The sequence below is a fragment of the Priestia megaterium NBRC 15308 = ATCC 14581 genome, assembly GCF_000832985.1.
Classification (GTDB): Bacteria; Bacillota; Bacilli; order Bacillales; family Bacillaceae_H; genus Priestia; species Priestia megaterium.
On sequence record NZ_CP009920.1, the window covers coordinates 2,348,919 to 2,367,500 of the forward strand.

General features: G+C 38.2%; 14 protein-coding genes, 1 rRNA gene and 2 riboswitches (1 of these 17 cut by a window edge). All 15 genes read left to right on the plus strand.

Annotated elements, in window-relative coordinates; translation table 11 throughout:
* Positions 1-79 precede the first annotated feature (79 nt).
* The gene (locus tag BG04_RS12770; protein ID WP_034654827.1) at positions 80-1,330 is read left to right on the plus strand and encodes a four-carbon acid sugar kinase family protein; all 1,251 of its coding nucleotides are present in this window, start codon (positions 80-82) and stop codon (positions 1,328-1,330) included.
* Positions 1,314-2,471, plus strand: a complete 1,158-nt coding sequence (locus tag BG04_RS12775; protein ID WP_034654828.1) for an iron-containing alcohol dehydrogenase — start codon at positions 1,314-1,316, stop codon at positions 2,469-2,471. Before BG04_RS12770 ends, BG04_RS12775 begins: the two co-directional genes overlap by 17 nt.
* Positions 2,472-2,482: 11 nt before the next feature.
* Entirely contained in the window at positions 2,483-3,382 is a 900-nt protein-coding gene (gene dapA, locus BG04_RS12780; RefSeq protein ID WP_034654831.1) for a 4-hydroxy-tetrahydrodipicolinate synthase, read from the plus strand.
* Positions 3,383-3,396: 14 nt separating this feature from the next.
* The gene (gene pdxA, locus BG04_RS12785) at positions 3,397-4,446 is read left to right on the plus strand and encodes a 4-hydroxythreonine-4-phosphate dehydrogenase PdxA (protein WP_034654833.1); all 1,050 of its coding nucleotides are present in this window, start codon (positions 3,397-3,399) and stop codon (positions 4,444-4,446) included.
* Positions 4,447-4,830: 384 nt separating this feature from the next.
* Positions 4,831-5,997 (plus strand): sialidase family protein, encoded by a 1,167-nt coding sequence (locus tag BG04_RS12790; protein ID WP_034655326.1) that lies wholly within the window; start codon positions 4,831-4,833, stop codon positions 5,995-5,997.
* Positions 5,998-6,099: 102 nt separating this feature from the next.
* Positions 6,100-7,389 carry an SLC13 family permease gene (locus BG04_RS12795; protein WP_034654836.1) on the plus strand — a complete coding sequence of 430 codons (1,290 nt, stop codon included), beginning with the start codon at positions 6,100-6,102 and terminating at the stop codon, positions 7,387-7,389.
* A 21-nt stretch (positions 7,390-7,410) separates the two neighbouring features.
* Entirely contained in the window at positions 7,411-7,569 is a 159-nt protein-coding gene (locus BG04_RS30580) for a hypothetical protein (protein ID WP_155276314.1), read from the plus strand.
* A 164-nt stretch (positions 7,570-7,733) separates the two neighbouring features.
* Entirely contained in the window at positions 7,734-8,711 is a 978-nt protein-coding gene (locus BG04_RS12800; RefSeq protein ID WP_034654840.1) for an alpha/beta hydrolase, read from the plus strand.
* Between the two features lie 215 nt (positions 8,712-8,926).
* Positions 8,927-9,673 carry an SDR family NAD(P)-dependent oxidoreductase gene (locus BG04_RS12805; RefSeq protein WP_034654841.1) on the plus strand — a complete coding sequence of 249 codons (747 nt, stop codon included), beginning with the start codon at positions 8,927-8,929 and terminating at the stop codon, positions 9,671-9,673.
* 191 nt (positions 9,674-9,864) lie between these two features.
* Complete coding sequence (locus BG04_RS12810) at positions 9,865-10,815, plus strand: AAA family ATPase (protein ID WP_034654843.1); 951 nt, start codon at positions 9,865-9,867, stop codon at positions 10,813-10,815.
* A 10-nt stretch (positions 10,816-10,825) separates the two neighbouring features.
* Positions 10,826-12,016: a DUF58 domain-containing protein gene (locus BG04_RS12815; protein ID WP_034654845.1), complete on the plus strand. Its 1,191-nt coding sequence runs from the start codon at positions 10,826-10,828 to the stop codon at positions 12,014-12,016.
* On the plus strand, positions 12,013-14,205 hold the full coding sequence (locus BG04_RS12820) for a transglutaminase TgpA family protein (RefSeq protein ID WP_034654847.1): 2,193 nt from the start codon (positions 12,013-12,015) through the stop codon (positions 14,203-14,205). Before BG04_RS12815 ends, BG04_RS12820 begins: the two co-directional genes overlap by 4 nt.
* Before the next feature lie 39 nt (positions 14,206-14,244).
* A riboswitch (purine riboswitch) is annotated at positions 14,245-14,346 on the plus strand.
* Between the two features lie 123 nt (positions 14,347-14,469).
* Entirely contained in the window at positions 14,470-15,999 is a 1,530-nt protein-coding gene (guaA, locus tag BG04_RS12825) for a glutamine-hydrolyzing GMP synthase (protein WP_028410369.1), read from the plus strand.
* Between the two features lie 97 nt (positions 16,000-16,096).
* Positions 16,097-16,198: riboswitch (purine riboswitch) on the plus strand.
* A 132-nt stretch (positions 16,199-16,330) separates the two neighbouring features.
* Positions 16,331-17,656: an NCS2 family permease gene (locus BG04_RS12835; protein ID WP_034655329.1), complete on the plus strand. Its 1,326-nt coding sequence runs from the start codon at positions 16,331-16,333 to the stop codon at positions 17,654-17,656.
* Positions 17,657-18,029: 373 nt separating this feature from the next.
* Positions 18,030-18,582 (plus strand): 16S ribosomal RNA (locus BG04_RS12840) (it continues 999 nt past the right edge of the window).

The following is an 18,582-nucleotide window of genomic DNA, read 5'->3' on the forward strand; positions in this document are numbered from 1 at the left end:
CAATAATAATAATTATCAGATTTTTTTATGCGCAGTATCACCTTATAATTTAATTATCAAGCACTAAGGTGGTGAACAAATGGTAAGGGTACTAATAATGGCTGATGATTTTACGGGAGCACTTGATACGGGTGTTCAGTTCTCTAATTACGGTGTTCATACTTTAGTGACTTCTGATTTAGAGTTTGAATTTTGGGAAACTACAGATCAAATAGAGGTACTGGTTTTTAATACTGAAACAAGATATTTGAATAAATGTGAAGCATACGAAGTGATTAAGAAGATAGCCATAAAAGCCAAAGATGAAAATATTCAATATATATTTAAAAAAGTTGATTCAGCATTAAGAGGAAATGTTGCTTCTGAGTTAAGAGCCTTGAGTGATGTCTTCGAAGATGTAACCATTCCTTTTATTCCGGCGTACCCAGAACAAAACCGCTTTAGTTTCGAAGGAATCTTATATATAGATTCAATACCAGTAAGTAAAAGTGTTTTTGGACAAGATCCATACGAACCGGTCACGGAAAGTCATATCCCATCTCTTCTACTTAAAGAAGCAGATTTAAAAACGTCTATTACAAAAAAATATAAAATTCCACCAAAAGAAGAAAGAATTTTGTTAATGGAAAGTCACTCCGATGAGGAGATGCTATCTCAAGGGCATGAGCTATTAATGAACGATGCATTAAACATAACGGCGGGGTGTGCAGGGTTTGGTAAAGCATTAGCAAATATCATCTATAATAAAAGAACTATAACTCAAAATGATATTAACTTCCCGTTATTAATAGTATGTGGAAGCGTGAACCCAGTAACAAAAAAACAAATTGCATTTGCCGAAAATAACGGGTTTGATAGAATCTCGTTAACGATGGAGCAACTTTGTGATAAACAATATTGGGATACAGTAAAAGGGCAAGAAGATATGAATCAATATTTAAAAATGGACCAACCTTTAATGTTTGAAACATATGGGAATATATTGGCAGATAAAGTGAATGGAGTACCCGAAGAAAGAACTGAACTAAGGTTTAGAATTGGGCAGTCTCTCGGATACTTAGTAAAGAATCTTATGTTAAGTGACATTAATAGAACTTTATTATTTACCGGAGGAGATACTTTATATCAATCAATGAGAGTATTAGGGATTAACGAAATTAAACCTCTGAAAGAATTATTCCCAGGAATTGTTCTTGGAAGTATCGATTTTGAAGATAAAAAACATTATATCATTACAAAGTCTGGCGGATTGGGTAATGAAGATCTATTTATTAAATTAAATGAATTGATTCGTAACAAAGGAGATGCATATTATGTTAAATCAATATAATTTAAAAATGCCAACCAATGTATTTGCAGGTCCAGATGCCATGCAAAACCTAGATACAATTATTAAAGATGGTGTAAAAAAAATCACGATATTTACAGGTAACGAAATATTCAAGCTTGGATTGCTAGACGAAGTTATCAGTATTATAGAAAAAAATAATATCGAGTACGAAATCTTATCTGATATTCCAACAGAGCCATCTTACACGGAAGCTCAAAAGGTTATTGACCAATTTAAAGCATTGAACTCTGATTTTATCATTGGGGTCGGTGGTGGAAGTGTTATGGACATTGCCAAATTAGCATCAGTGTTATCCACTGATGATTATACGGTAAAAGATTTACTCGAGAACCCGTTATTAGCTAAAAAACAAGTATCATCATTAATGATTCCCACCACAGCCGGTACAGGCTCTGAAGCAACTCCTAATAGCATTGTAGGAGTACCTGAAAAAAACTTAAAAGTTGGGATTGTAAATGGTGAATTGATTGCTGACCATGTGATTTTAGAAAGCAACATGATTAAAAATTTGCCGAAATCTATTGCTGCAGCAACAGGTATTGATGCTCTAGCTCATGCTATCGAATGTTTTACTTCAAAAAAAGCAAATCCAATCAGTGATACGTTTGCACTAGAGGCACTAGATTTAATCTTAAATAACATTATTGAAGCTTGCACAAATCCAGATGCGCTTGAAGCTAAGCGTAAGATGTTATTAGGTTCTTTCTATGCTGGGGTAGCGATTACTTCCTCAGGAACTACTGCGGTTCATGCATTGTCTTATCCTTTAGGTGGAAAATATCACATTGCTCATGGTGTTTCTAATGCCATTCTACTAACACCAGTTATGAAATTTAATGAGCCCGTTATTAAAGAACTTTTGGCTAAAGCATATGATCGAGTTGTAAAAGAAACAAATGAAGAACTAACTGTAAATGAAAAATCAAAATATATCATCGATTTATTAGAAAACATAGTGGAAACACTTGAAATTCCAACTAGTTTAAAAGCTTTTAATGTACCTAAGGAAGATCTAGAAGCATTAGTAGAGGCTGGAATGGAAGTTCAAAGACTACTTGTCAATAATATGAGAGAAGTAACACCAGACGATGCTCGTAAAATTTATCTAGAAATTATGTAGGAGTGATTAGTTTGCAAAACAAATTAAAAGGAATTATCACACCAATTGTTACACCTATGTTTGACAATGAAGAAGTGAACTATGAAGAACTCGTAAATCAAGTAAATAGAGTTATTGAGAATGGTGTTCACGGTATTTTTACGTTCGGTACTAATGGAGAAGGCTATATTTTAAGCGAAGAAGAAAAAGTGCATGTTATGGAAACAGTAGTTGATATAGTAGCGGACAGGGTTCCAGTCTATGCATCAACAGGGTTAGTTGGAACACAAGATACCATTCGCTTATCTTTAGAAGCAAAGCGTGTTGGGGTAGACTATCTATCAATCATTACACCGTATTTTGCAGCAGCAACCCAAGAAGAGATTTATACGCATTTTAAAACAGTTGCTGAAGCGGTTGATATGCCTATTGTTTTATACAATATTCCAGCTCGAACAGGCAATATGATTCAACCTGCGACTGTTGAAAAACTAAGTCATATTGACAATATCGTAGGAGTCAAAGATAGTAGCGGAAACTTTGATAATATTCTTCAATATATCGAAAGAACAAGAAATAGAGAAGATTTCTCTGTGCTATCAGGGAATGATTCATTAATATTATGGACGTTACTTGCTGGGGGAACAGGTGGTATTGCGGGATGTTCGAATGTATATCCGTTTACTATGGCGCAAATATACGAACAATTTGTAAAGGGTAACATTGAAGAATCCCGTAACTATCAAGATTCTATCAGAAGTTTTAGAGATTGTTTTAAATTTGCAAATCCAAATACTGTGGTAAAAATGGCTGTTGAACTACTCGGTTATCCGGTTGGGAAATGCCGTGCACCATTCAATCAAGTGTCCGCTGAAGGAATTGCAGCATTAAAATCTGTATTAAATGAAAATATTGAAGCAGGAATGAAATAGTTAGGAGGGGCATCATGAAAAAAATTATTGGAATCACAATGGGGGATCCCGCAGGTATTGGGCCTGAGATCTCAATCAAAGCTTTTCAAAAGAAAAGCTTATATGAAAAATGTAACCCCTTACTCGTTGGAGACAAAAGTATTGTAGAGAGTTATTTAGAGAAATACCCAGAGTTTAATATGAAGGTAAATGCTATTACTACACCAGAAGATGGATTGTATGAATGGGGAACAATGGATGTTATTGACCTAGCCTCTGTAGATGCAGATAAGTTAAAAATTGGGGAAGTATCTAAAGAAGCTGGAAATGCGGCATATCTCTATGTGGAAAAAGTCATAGACTTAGCGCTTAAGGGGAAAGTAGATGCGACCGTTACGAATCCATTAAATAAAGAAGCGTTAAACTTAGCGGGACACCACTTTGCTGGTCATACTGAAATTTACGGAGAACTTACAAATACTAATAAATTTTCTATGATGTTAGCTGATGGTGATTTAAGAGTGGTTCACGTTTCAACACATGTTTCTTTAAGGGAAGCTTGTGATTTAGTTAAAAAAGAGAGAGTACTAGATGTCATAAAAATTGCTCATCAAGCCTGTGTAAAATTGGGCATCGAAAATCCGCGGATTGCTGTAGCGGGTTTAAATCCACACTGTGGAGAAAATGGATTATTTGGTACAGAAGAAATTGATGAGATTATCCCTGCTATTGAAGTAGCTAAAAATCAAGGGATTAATGCCATTGGACCTTTACCAGCAGATACAGTATTCTCAAAAGCTCGTGGTGGAATGTATGATATTGTTGTGGTCATGTACCATGATCAAGGACATATTCCATTAAAACTATTAGGGTTTGTATTTGATAGGGAACAAAATAAATGGAAAGAAGTTTCTGGAGTTAATATTACATTGGGATTACCAATTATCCGAACCTCAGTTGATCATGGAACAGCATTTGATCAAGCAGGTAGTATGACTGCGAGTGAAATTAGTCTTGAAAATGCAATTGATTATGGGGTACAGCTAGCAAATAATGTTGATTTAGAAGCGAAGGGACTGGTGTAATAGTTAATTTAATCATTTCAATCAATATAAATAATTAAAGCTAACAATCCCTAATGATTTAGAGAAAGTAAACGAAGTTGAAATAGATGATAATACGAGCTTAACTTTGATGGTGGTTATTTCTTTTAAGAAGGAATGACCACTTATATAGATGAAGAGCAATTCAAATTGTTTTAGACGGTTTTGTAGCCTGGCATTAAGTAATAAATGAGTAGTTGCTGTTGAATATAATTTTGGGGAAATGTAGTTCCATTACACGGCGGTCTGCAAGGAACAGGAAAATTAATAAAGGTAGGGCCTATGTGTGTCTGCCTAACGCTGAGCATGAAGCGGTAATTAAGATAAAAATTTCAATAGAAAGATAAGGTGATGAGAGTGATTAGAATGAGTAATAACAAGATAGTGATTAATGAGTCCATTCCAAACGGTAAATTATATCATGATGTTTATACAAATATTGATTTTTCTTTAATTCCATCCGGTCCTTTCCCAACCGCACATGCCCCAACTATTACTAAGTTAGACAATGGAGATTTATTATGTGCATGGTTTGCAGGCTCATTTGAGGGAAGCCCTGATATTTCAATTGTATTATCAAAATTTAATCATGAATCTCAAGAGTGGAATGAGCCGGAAATTGTCTCGCAGGATGACACACGTAGCGAGCAAAACCCATCATTTTTTCACGCACCTGATCAATCGGTGTGGTTAATCTATACTTCCCAAGAAGGTCGACAACCAGATAAAGATAATATGCAGTTTACGTCCATTATTAAATATCAGAAAACTTACGACAATGGCGAAAGCTGGACTGAACCAGAAGTATTATTTAGCCAGCCTGGTACATTTGTACGACAATCGATTCAAGTATTAAGAAATGGTAGATGGATTTTTAGCACGTGGGTATGTGAAGATTCCGAGTTAGGTCTTACAAACGATCCTACAGTATTTCAACTATCAGATGATGAAGGACAAACATGGAAAGAAGTACGCATGCCTGAAAGTAACGGAAGAGTACATGCCAATGTTATCGAATTAGAAGATGATCATTTAGTGGCATTTATGAGAAGTAGGTTTGCAGATTATATTTATAGAAGCGAGTCAAAGGATAACGGAGATTCTTGGACAGTGCCTCAGCAAACAACTCTACCAAATAATAATGCAAGTATCAGTGCAATCAAACTTCATAACGATGCAATTGCCATCGCTTATAATGCAAACGCTACCAATAATCCTGAAGTTGGTAAGGTAGCATGGCCTGGATTAAGAAACCCAGTTGTAGTTTCAGTGTCTGAAGATGGCGGAAATACTTGGCCACTTGGTCGAATTATTGAACACGCAGAAGGTTTCATTGGAGCAGAGAACAAAACGAATAATTCACAATTTGAATATCCTACAATTTATCAAGATACGGAAGGACTTTTACATTTAGTATATGCGTATAAGAATAGACTATGTGTGAAATATACTAGTTTTTCAGTAGCAGATATATATGGTGACAAACGCGAAAATGAGAGTGTTTACAATCCTACATCTGGAGAAATCGGTTAGGTAGTAAGGCATTACATTATTCTTTTTAACCGTCTCATTCATAAATACGGGCTATATATGATAGTAAAATGTCATCCCCCTAAGAGAGAGGAGATATAAAAAATGACAATGGAAATGATTCTTGCACTAGGTATTCTGGTTCTGATGATTGTAATGATTATGTCAGATAAATTTGCCTTTGGCGCACCACCAATCCTGGCCTGTCTTTTGTTAGTAGTCTGTGGTCTGTCCACTGTTCAAGAGGCTTTCGCAGGTTTTGTGAACCCAAGCGTTATTATGGTCGCTGGCTTTATGGTTGTTATGGCGGGCCTCATGAAGACTAGCCTAATTGGTAGGGTTCAGTCCTCAATGCTCGCTTTGGTAAATAGGGGCGGTTATAAGAGTTATGTTCTTTTGATTGTGGTCATTATGCTTGGTGCCAGTTTTCCTGGTGCCGGTGCCACTGGTTACTATGTACTGATCTTATCTTTGATATCTACTATTCCTTACAATAAAAAAATGCCAACGTCCAAGCTGATGATGCCTTTGGGTTTTGCTACTAATCACCCTTTAGTTCCTTTTAATGTAGCACTCTTCTATGGGGTTACTGTTAGCGTACTCGAAACGGCAGGTTATACCGGTGGACTGTCTATGTCAAAATTTGCTGTAGTGAATTTCATCTTGGCTCTTGGTTTCTTGGCATGGGCCTTGATTGCGTATCGCCTCCTACCGGATCATCCAATAACGGAAGCAGAAGCTTCTGGATTTGATGAGGTGGCAGCTACGACTGAGATGGGGACTATGCCTGCATGGAAAGAATACAGCACTATCGTTGCATTTATGGTCAGTGTTGTTGGAATGATGCTTATGAATGTATTAGGCAATGCTGCCTTTGTCATCCCTGGTCTTATGGGAGCATTTTTACTAATCATCAATGTGCTTGACTTTAGGGAAGTTCGAGATAATATGGTTGCACCTGTAATTATTATGATGGCTGGTGTTATCGGCGTTGCTGACGCTTTAGCCAACTCTGGATTTACAGCTATGATTGGAGATACTGTGGCGAATGCATTGGGTACCAACATCAATCCATTCCTGCTTATCTTTATCTTCGCCATTCTAACTAGTACTTGTGCTACTTTTACTGGTTCAAATATGGGTTCTGTATACATCTTTGCCCCGATCGCTATTGCAACCAGCATTAGTTTGGGACTGAATCCTGCTGCTGCCGCAATTGCAGTTGTAGTATCTGGATGGAACGGCGGATTCATGCCAATCGATGGTATGCCAGCTATGATTTTAGGTATGGGTAGATATAAACTTCCACAGTTTTGGTTGTTCTCAGTACCTATGTACCTAATTCGTATCTTTGCTCTATGTGTAGGTGCTATCGTTATGTTCCCTGTAAGCTAATAAAGTAAAAGGAGAAACAAGTTGGATAAATGGAGACAGGCTGCAGAACTTAAAAATATATTAGAGATGGTTCTCCTTCCTTTGTCATTCCTAGAGAGCAGTAGCGTCAATAGAACCTTAAAACAAAGCCGATGGAGTAATCCATCGGCTTTGTTTGCAAATCATGATGCTAAGCAATAATTTTACCTAAACGGTGGAAAAGGTCTTGTATTATTAGGACAATTGCAACTCTTGCAGTTGTGTGGCTTTTGAAAATAGTAGGGTTACATTGAGTAGGGAGCCTTTTTTAAATTATTACCGCTAGTAATTGAAAGTTTCTTATAAAATATGGGGAGGAAAGTTGTATGGAAAAACAGTTACCTAAAGTAAAACCGTTATGTCCACCAGGTCGTTCGCCAAGATACGAAGATGTTCCCTTTGCGGAGGTAACCTTGGATAATGGGGACCCATACACTCTGAAAATGGATATCTATCAAGATCTTAATCAAAAAACGCCGGGTCCATGTATTATTTACTATTTCGGAGGGGGATGGATGTATGGGGAATATAAGCAGGTCACTCAAAAAGCAGTATATTTTCGGGAACTTATAAGGTTGGTCGAGCAAGGATTTACTGTTGTATCTCCAGCTTATCGTTTGGCTAGTCAGTCTGTTTTTCCAGCGTGTATCCATGACTGCAAGGGAGTTGTACGATTTTTAAAGGCGAATTCAAAGTTATACCATATCGATCCTGAACGGATTGGAGTATTGGGGAACTCTGCCGGTGGACACCTAGCCGCAATGGTCGCAATGAGCGCAAATTGCAGTGAAATGGAAGGCGATGTCGGTGGTAACCAAGAATATACGAGTGCAGTAAGGGCAGCAACCATTTTTTATGCTCCAGCCGACCTAGTAGCACTCCTCAGAAACGACGCAAATGAAGCAATAAAGAATTTGTCTGGCACAGAAGTCGATAATGCAGGCAAATCCATGGATAATGTGATAACCGAAATTCTTGGATATACTGAACCTGGCAAATCGTTAATAGACCTGAATCAATTGCTAGAGAGTGGGGATACGGAAGATTTAGATTGGAAATATATAGAGTTGGCGAAAAGGTGTAGTCCTATTAGTTATGTAAGTGCCAATTGTCCACCGATGATGATTTTGCACGGTGGGAAAGATCCTCTCGTTCCTATTGACCAAAGCGAAAGTCTTTATAAAGCTCTAGTATCTTCTAATGCGGATGCGATGTATTTTTCGTTTTCCCAGGCAAATCATGGTCCAACGATGGGAGATGAAGCTGATCAAGTGGCATATCAGTTCTTGAAAAACAGATTGTAAAGAAAAAATATATAATCCTGCGTTAATCATGAGAACGGTTTTGGTGCCTGGTCAGAGAGCTGAGGAAACAAGAATATGATGAATGGAAACTTCGGCATGAGCTTGGAGTTCACTGAGTGAAGTGAAGTCAAAAGATATCTTTCAGAAATTCATGAAAGGAGATCTTTCTGAGAGGGTGCGCGTTTAATATTAATTAACTGGATGGGGGTGTGCTGATGTTATTGGAAGGGAAAGTCGCAATTGTATCAGGTTCTAGTAGAGGCATTGGAAAGAGTATTGCTTTAACGTTAGCGAAAAACGGTGCCTCCCTCGTCATCATTGGGACAAACACCAAGTTATTGACCGAGGTGGCTAACGAAGTTCAATCCATGGGAAGGCAGTGTGCTGTTCATTTAGGGGATGTAACAAATCCAGAAACAGCGACATTGGCAGCTGAGAAGACGATGAGTCTTTTTAATAAAATTGATATTTTAGTTAATAATGCTGGCATAAATATGCGCAGTTCCACGTTAGATCTGAAATTGGATGATTGGCAAAAAGTTCTGGATGTCAATTTGAATGGGAATTTATATTTTAGCAAAGCTGTTTTGCCTTATATGATTGAGAGAAATTATGGGAAAATTGTAAACGTCAGTTCCTCTACTGCTAAATCAGGTCATAAAAATGCTGCCCCTTCCTATGGAGCCTCTAAGGCAGGAGTTGATTACTTGACGAGACACCTCGCCTTGGAGATGTCAGGACATAACATCTATGTTAATGGAGTTTCACCTGGGCCTATCGAAACAGACATGATTAAACAGTGGACTGAGGAGTATCACCAAAATGTAATTTCAAATGTCCCTCTTAAGAAATTAGGTACTCCACAAAATGTTGCCGATGTAGTGTTATTTTTGGCTTCATCAATGTCTGACTTTATCACTGGTGAAACAATTAATGTTAATGGTGGTACATACATGAATTAGACAGAATTATGAGGTCAAATCTGTTATTTAGATCGAAGCAATATAAAAGGTCTGTCAAGAAGTGTGTTTGACGACCTTTTTTTGCGTGCATTAATATTTTCAGATTTTTTTAAAATTTGTTAAGATAGTACTATGTTTATTGAAAAACATACTAAACTCAAGGCTTAACTGAGTTTTAAGGGGGAGCTTTATTGATTCAGCTGGATCATATTAATAATAAATTAAACCAAGTATTAGAAAACATCGATCACATTGTGATTGGAAAGCGTCAGGTATCTACGTTGAGTTTGGTTGCTTTGCTTGCAGAGGGGCATATTTTGCTTGAAGATGTGCCGGGTGTGGGGAAAACGATGCTCGTGAAGGCACTGGCCAAATCAATTGATGCAGAATTTAAACGAATTCAATTCACGCCTGATTTGCTGCCATCCGACGTAACAGGCGTTTCTATCTACAGTCCGAAAGACATGGAATTTCATTTTCGTCCAGGTCCTATCATGAGCCATATTGTACTCGCTGATGAGATTAACAGGACTTCTCCTAAAACACAATCGGCGCTTTTAGAAGCAATGGCTGAGCATCATGTAACAACCGATGGTATCACCCGGGAAATTCCAGCGCCTTTTTTTGTGATGGCTACTCAAAATCCTGTTGATTTTGATGGGACCTATCATTTGCCGGAAGCGCAGCTGGATCGTTTTTTATTCAAATTAAGCATGGGATATCCTACGCAAGAAGAGGAGCTTCAAATTTTAAATGGCGTATCCACCCAGATCAATCTTGAAGATGTCAAACCCGTCATGAGCATTCCAGAATTAGTACAGGCTCAAAAAGCTGTAAGCAGTATTTATGTAGATGATGCGATCAAGCACTATATCATTGAAATCATTCGCAAAACGCGCTCTCATCCACATGTTTCGTTAGGTATTAGTCCTCGTGGGACGGTTTCATTTATGAAGGCCGTTCAAGCATATGCTTTAGTGAAGGGAAGAGATTACTGTCTTCCTGATGATGTTCAAGAGCTTGCTTCGTATGTGTGTGCACATCGATTAACGCTAAGACCTGATACCCAGTACAGCGGCTTAACAGCGGGTGATGTGATGAAGCAAATTATGGCTGATACGAAAGTACCTGTTAAAAGGTAAGAGGTACTTTATGAAACAGTATATAAAAGTCATATGGAATAAATGTAGAGACTGGTTCGTTTTATTCTGCATCTTTGCTGCTACGTTTTCGTACGCGATGTTTCAAGGGGGCTTTGTCAGCTGGTTTTTATTTTATAGCTTCTTACCTTTTGGATTATATGCGGCAGCAGTTTTGCTTTATCCGTTAAAGAAGTGGAATGTTACTCGTGATGTGAAGCTACAGCCTCGATTCGCTGGAGATCATCTTTCGTATGACATTCACATTACACGCTCCTCGGGTTTTCCTGTTTATATGGCAGCAGTGAAAGAGGAGAGTAACCTTTTAGATCAAGAAGAAAGAACAATTTATCCGCTTTTTCAACGAAACGCTATTATTCCGTATGAAAGATCGTTTGTAGAAAGAGGAGAATATGAATTTTTTACGCTTTCGATTGAATTGAGTGATTTATTAGGAATTGTAAAAAAGAAGGCCTATTATCCGCTGCAGCAGCGGTTTATCGTGTATCCTCAAATCCATGAGATAGATATCCCGTTTCTTTTAGCAGGAATAGAAGAAGGGAAAAATGAAGTTTCCGCTGGAAATCAATCTACTACGTTAGTGACAGGCATTAGAGAATACCAGCCGGGTGACCGATTAGGATCTATCGATTGGAAGGCGACGGCTCGTAAAGCTACGTTGATTTCTAAAGAGTTCGGTCATTATCATGAACGGAGTATGATTATCATTGCAGATGTTATCAGCTCTCTATACTTTGAAGAACGAATGAGCTTTCTGGCATCCATGCTCATTCATGAAGAAACCAAGCGTAAAAAAATCGATTTTCTTTTAGCTGGAGATGCACTTTTTTCACCAAAAGCCTCTGAACAAAGTGAGACTGATAACCTGTTGTATCACTTAGCGCGTGCACAGCCTATTAACAACCGAGTATTCGAAACAGAATTTAAGGGTATTGCCATTCAAAAGCAGCATTCTTTTATGGTCATTGTCAGTCAAGTTACAGGAACTCTCATTGGGCAGGTTCAATCTAAGCTGAGTCTGCATGCTAAGGCATCAATAATTGTCGTTAAAGATGAAGGAGCAGGGCTTAGTGACGAAGAGACGGTTATTGTTAATGGAATACAATCTTCTGCTTTAACGATTGAAGTCGTTAATATTCCTCTTCCTCTATCATCTAAAGGAAGTGAGGGCGGAAATAAGTGAATAAATCAGCTTTGTATGTAAAAAACATCTTATTGTACGCGGGAGCATTCTTTTTATTAGTGGAATGGCTTCTTCCTTTAAATGAAGTGACGGATACCAATCAAATTCAGTACTTTATCTTGTTTGTTGCTTACTGTTTTTTGTGTTTAACGTTTCGATTGCCGTTTATTGTGATGACGTTAGGGAGTATATTGTTTATTTTGTTTTCGCTTCACAATCTCTATTTCCAAGGAGCTTTCTTTTCTTCAGACTGGCTTCCGAGACTTTTGGAGATTCTTCAGTCAGATGCACAAAGTATCATGGAGTGGGATATAGCGAATTTATCATTTGAAATGAGGAGCACTTTATTTTTTGTGCTGCTTTGGATTATGGCTTATTTAATTCGATATTGGATCTTTTATCAAAAAAGAATTTTCTTCTTTTTCTTCTTAACCATTTTGTATATTACCGTGTTGGATACCTTTTCTACTTACGATGCGAGAGCTGCTATTATTCGTGTGACGATTATCGGATTTTTATTAGTAGCCATGCTTCGCATAAATCCTGAACGCATAAAAGCTGCGGGCACTGAGCGTTTAGAAAATAGAAAACGATCGTTTCTTTTTCTAGGCAGCTTTTTAGCTATCGTCATTGTGCTGGCTTATCTCGCTCCTAAACCAGGGCCGCAGTGGCCAGATCCCGTACCTTTTATCACAGCGCATACAACAAATCAAGGACAGGGAGAATCTGCAAGCGGTCAACGAATTGGCTATGATATGGACGATTCTAAATTGGGGGGATCGTTTGTCAATGATGATACGGTTGTGTTTACAGCCAAAGTAGAGGATGAGCACTATTGGCGTATTGAAACGAAGGATGTTTATACAGGTAAGGGGTGGGAGCTGTCTAAAGAGGAAGAAAAATTACCCTTTAAAGGAAATGAAAACTTACTCCCTCAATATGACTCAAGTGTAGCAGGACAAGTAAGAAAAGCAGAAGTTACCTATTCGCAGCCTTCTGTTCATCTTATGCATGTTCCTCAACTGCTGTCGCTAACCTTAAAAAATGGCATTCAAACCGATGTTACACCGACAAATGAAAAATTATATCCTTATCAAAATGACAAGCTTGTTACTGTTCAATCGTATGAGATGACGTATAAATATCCTGTATTTGATATTGGACTTCTTCAGCAAGCAGAGGAAAAAAAGGCAGAGAGTTTAGAGAATAATAACGAATTTATAGCAAGGTATACACAACTTCCTGCTAACTTGCCGAAACGAGTAAAGGATTTAGCTCGTGAGGTAACAAAAAATAAGAACAATCGTTATGAAAAAGCGAAAGCCGTTGAAGAATACTTCCGATCAAATCCATATGTATATGATACTGAAAATGTTCCAATTCCTACGAAAAATAAAGATTATGTGGATCAATTTTTATTTGATACAAAAAGAGGGTACTGTGATAACTTCTCTACTTCTATGGTTGTACTGCTTCGATCATTAGATATTCCTGCTCGGTGGGTAAAGGGCTATACAGAAGGTGATGCCACCGTCATTTCAGGAAGTAGTAAGTGGACAACCTATGAAATCACACAAAATAATGCTCATTCTTGGGTCGAAGTCTATTTTCCAGGAGCGGGTTGGGTACCTTTTGAACCAACAAAAAGTTTTTCTAATCCTTATGATTTTGTAGATAGCCAACCTAACAACTCTAGTGAAAATAGTCAAAGGGAAGAAGAGAAACAAGAAACGCAAGTGAAGGAGCAGCCTAAGGAAAAAGAGCTTCCGGCACAAGAAGAAAGAGCGAAAGAAAAAACAGCTTCTCTTCAAAATGCTAAGTTGTCTATGAAGTGGAAAGTGCTTTTCTGCGGACTGATTGTAGTTATGTTGATAGTAATATATCTCAATCGATTTAAATGGTTTTTACCTTTTTATATCTCTTTTTATAAAAAGAAAGAGAGTGTGGAAACCTTTGAATCAGCGTATGCTTTTTTACTTAAAAGACTCGCTGCAAATGGACTAAAGCGGCAAGAAAGTCAGACGCTGCGCGACTTTGCAGGAGAAGTAGATGAAAAATTAAATACGGTAAATATGCTAAAATTAACGGAAAAATATGAGCGGGTTTTGTATCGAAATGCAGATTCCATAAAAGAATGGAAAGAGTCGATTGAATTGTGGGAAAATTTAATCAAAAAAACGAGTTCTTGACCATTGTTTCGCGGATTGATAGAATATTCTCGAACTTACTATAAATGTTTCGTATACCTTCATATATCCTCGATAATATGGTTCGAGAGTCTCTACCGGGTCACCTTAAACGATCTGACTATGAAGGCAGAACAGTCTATTTGACGATAAACGTCGTGCTCAACTAGACTTCTGCCTTTGTTTTTTGAGGGAGAAGTCTAGTTTTTTTTATATTTTAGGGCATAATAACAAGTGATTATTTACACATTCGGAGAGGTGAACAAGATGGAAGGCATGATTGTTGTATTAGATTTTGGTAGTCAATATAACCAACTGATTACGCGTCGCATTCGCGAGTTCGGAGTATATAGTGAATTGCATCCGCACACAATTACAGCAGAAGAGATTAAAGCATTAAATCCAAAGGGAATTATTTTCTCTGGAGGCCCAAACAGTGTGTACGGTGAAAACGCATTTCACTGCGATGAAAACATTTTTGAATTAGGTATTCCTGTTTTAGGTATTTGTTATGGAATGCAATTAATGACTCATCATTTTGGCGGGAAGGTAGAAGGTGCTAGCCATCGTGAATATGGTAAAGCAGCGATTAACGTACAAAACGATTCATTAATGTACCATGAGTTGCCAAAAGAACAAGTTGTTTGGATGAGTCACGGTGATTTAGTTGTAGAAACACCTGCTGGTTTTGAAGTGGACGCAACTAGCCCATCTTGTCCAATTGCCGCAATGAGTAACAAAGAAAAGAATATGTACGGAGTACAGTTCCATCCAGAAGTTCGCCATTCAGTGCACGGTAACCATATCTTAAAGAACTTCGTGTTTGAAGTATGTCATGCTGAAGCAAACTGGTCAATCGAGAACTTCATTGAAGTTGAAATGGATAAAATCCGTGAAACAGTTGGAGATAGAAAAGTACTTTGCGCACTTAGCGGTGGAGTAGACTCTTCAGTAGTAGCTGTGTTAATTCACAAAGCAATTGGTGATCAGTTAACATGTATGTTCGTAGATCACGGTTTATTACGTAAAGGTGAAGCGGAAAGCGTAATGGAAACATTTAGCGAAGGCTTTAATATGAATGTAATTAAAATCGATGCAAAAGATCGCTTCTTAGAAAAATTAAACGGCGTATCAGATCCTGAACAAAAGCGTAAAATCATCGGTAATGAATTTATTTATGTATTCGATGACGAAGCTGCTAAATTAAAAGGGTTTGATTTCCTAGCTCAAGGTACGCTATACACAGATATTATCGAGAGTGGGACAGCTACAGCTCAAACGATCAAATCTCACCACAACGTAGGTGGATTACCGGAAGATATGCAGTTCAAACTAATCGAACCGTTAAACACGCTATTCAAAGATGAAGTACGTGCATTAGGTTCTGAATTAGGTATTCCTGACAACATCGTTTGGCGTCAACCTTTCCCAGGACCAGGTCTAGGTATTCGTGTACTTGGTGCAATTACGGAAGAGAAGTTAGAAATTGTACGTGAGTCGGATGCTATTTTACGTGAAGAGATTGCAAAAGCTGACTTAGAGCGCGATATCTGGCAATACTTTACGGTTCTTCCTGACATCCGCAGTGTAGGCGTAATGGGAGATGCTCGTACGTATGATTACACAATCGGTATTCGTGCTGTTACATCGATTGATGGTATGACTTCTGACTGGGCGCGTATTCCTTGGGATGTGCTTGAAGTTATCTCAACGCGTATTGTAAACGAAGTTAAGCATATTAACCGCGTAGTGTATGATATTACAAGTAAGCCACCTGCAACGATTGAATGGGAATAATATGTAAGAAAACCGAACAAACGAACATTCTTTTCTAAGAATGTTCGTTTTTTGTTGACTTTTTTAAAAAGTTAATGGTAGGATAGTAACATAAAACAGCGAGATATAGCTTTAATGTCGTATAATCTTGGGGATAAGGCCCAAAAGTTTCTACCGAGCTACCGTAAATGGCTTGACTACGAGAAAGTAATACATGTATGTGTAAAAATTTTTTGTTTTTTTGGCTCATACATTTCTCTTTTAGTCGATCTTATGCCTTTACGCGCCTAGTGTAGAGGCATTTTTTATGGCTTGCCAAGTGCATGCGGCTTCTATAAAGGGAGGAAAAAACGTGAAGAAGTATTTTCGTTTTGAAGAGCTGGGTACTAGCTATCGAAAAGAGTTTATAGCGGGCCTTACAACTTTTCTATCTATGGCTTACATTTTATTTGTTAATCCATCTGTGCTATCACTAAGTGATGTAAAGGATCTGCCTGACAGTATGAGAATGGACCAAGGGGCTGTATTTACAGCTACTGCTTTAGCGGCAGCTTTGGGATCAATTGTTATGGGAGTCCTTGGTAGGTATCCAATTTCATTAGCTCCAGGTATGGGATTAAACGCATTTTTTGCTTATACAGTTGTTCTGACAATGGGAATTCCATGGCAGACGGCTTTAACGGGTGTTATGATATCAGGTGTTATTTTTATTCTTTTAACATTAACAAGCCTGCGAGAAAAAATTATTAATTCTATTCCTATTGAATTAAAAATGGCTGTTGGAGCAGGTATTGGTTTATTTATTAGTTTTATTGGTATGAAAGGTGCCGGAATCATCGTCAAAGATGATGCCACATTTGTTGGACTGGGTGATTTAACTAACCCAACAACGTTACTTGCGGTTTTTGGCATTGTCATTACTATTGTATTAATGGTGCTTCGAGTAAATGCAGCTGTATTTATCGGTATGATTGTAACAGCTGTAGCGGGTATGGCTTTTGGTTTAATTGATACACCTAAAGCAGTTGTTTCATCAGTTCCTAGTCTTGACCCGACGTTTGGGGCAGCTTTTCAAAATATCGGTGATATCTTTACTGTAAAGATGCTAGTCGTCATTTTAACTTTCTTATTTGTTGATTTCTTCGATACAGCAGGTACGATGGTTGCTGTAGCGAGTCAAGCTGGGCTTATGAAAGATAATAAGCTTCCGCGAGCGGGCAGAGCGTTATTGGCAGATTCTAGTGCGATTGTAGTTGGTGCTGTTCTTGGTACCTCATCAACAACAGCTTATGTAGAGTCTACGGCTGGAGTAGCAGCGGGCGGACGTTCAGGGTTTACTGCAATCGTAACGGCGGCGTTTTTCTTAATTGCACTGTTCTTTTCTCCATTGTTAGCGGTCGTGACACCAGCTGTTACTGCGCCCGCTTTAATTACGGTAGGAGCTCTGATGGTGTCAAATTTAGGGGAAATTAATTGGAAAGAGTTCGAAGTAGCAGTTCCTGCATTTTTCACGGTAATTATGATGCCATTAACATACAGTATTGCAACAGGTATTGCGGTTGGTTTTATCTTTTATCCTATTACAATGTTATGCAGCAAGCGTGGAAAAGAAGTTCATCCAATTATGTATGCTCTCTGTATCATCTTCATACTCTATTTTGCATTCTTAGCAGAATAGTTTAAATAAAAAAGCTCAGTTTAATGACTGGGCTTTTTTTTTATGGTAAGATAAGAAAACTGCATAGCGGCTAGATTGCTATTGTAATAGAGAGTATTCAATCATTTTACTGAAGGTTTACTTCATTAATTTTTTTATTTATAAAGTTTTTTAGAAAAACGATTGACTCTATATATTATATATGGTAAATTATTAAATGTCGCTGATGAACAGCGCAGTTGAGAGAAACATCTTAAAAAAAGATGTTGACATCAAAAGGGTAGAATGTTATACTAATAAAGTTGCTTCAGAGCAACGGTTGAACTTTGAAAACTGAACAAAGCGACAAACGTCAACGTTAAATTTTATTTTTTAATTGAGCAAGTCAAACATTTCTTCGGAGAGTTTGATCCTGGCTCAGGATGAACGCTGGCGGCGTGCCTAATACATGCAAGTCGAGCGAACTGATTAGAAGCTTGCTTCTATGACGTTAGCGGCGGACGGGTGAGTAACACGTGGGTAACCTGCCTGTAAGACTGGGATAACTTCGGGAAACCGAAGCTAATACCGGATAGGATCTTCTCCTTCATGGGAGATGATTGAAAGATGGTTTCGGCTATCACTTACAGATGGGCCCGCGGTGCATTAGCTAGTTGGTGAGGTAACGGCTCACCAAGGCAACGATGCATAGCCGACCTGAGAGGGTGATCGGCCACACTGGGACTGAGACACGGCCCAGACTCCTACGGGAGGCAGCAGTAGGGAATCTTCCGCAATGGACGAAAGTCTGACGGAGCAACGCCGCGTGAGTGATGAAGGCTTTCGGGTCGTAAAACTCTGTTGTTAGGGAAGAACAAGTACAAGAGTAACTGCTTGTACCTTGACGGTACCTAACCAGAAAGCCACGGCTAACTACGTGCCAGCAGCCGCGGTAATACGTAGGTGGC

Coding starts and splice junctions, on each gene's coding strand:
- BG04_RS12790 (WP_034655326.1), top strand. CDS start 4,831: ATGAGTAATAACAAGATAGTGATTAATGAGTCCATTCCAAACGGTAAA.
- BG04_RS12775 (WP_034654828.1), top strand. CDS start 1,314: ATGTTAAATCAATATAATTTAAAAATGCCAACCAATGTATTTGCAGGT.
- BG04_RS12805 (WP_034654841.1), top strand. CDS start 8,927: ATGTTATTGGAAGGGAAAGTCGCAATTGTATCAGGTTCTAGTAGAGGC.
- guaA (WP_028410369.1), top strand. CDS start 14,470: ATGGAAGGCATGATTGTTGTATTAGATTTTGGTAGTCAATATAACCAA.
- BG04_RS12800 (WP_034654840.1), top strand. CDS start 7,734: ATGGAAAAACAGTTACCTAAAGTAAAACCGTTATGTCCACCAGGTCGT.
- BG04_RS12795 (WP_034654836.1), top strand. CDS start 6,100: ATGACAATGGAAATGATTCTTGCACTAGGTATTCTGGTTCTGATGATT.
- BG04_RS12815 (WP_034654845.1), top strand. CDS start 10,826: ATGAAACAGTATATAAAAGTCATATGGAATAAATGTAGAGACTGGTTC.
- BG04_RS12770 (WP_034654827.1), top strand. CDS start 80: ATGGTAAGGGTACTAATAATGGCTGATGATTTTACGGGAGCACTTGAT.
- pdxA (WP_034654833.1), top strand. CDS start 3,397: ATGAAAAAAATTATTGGAATCACAATGGGGGATCCCGCAGGTATTGGG.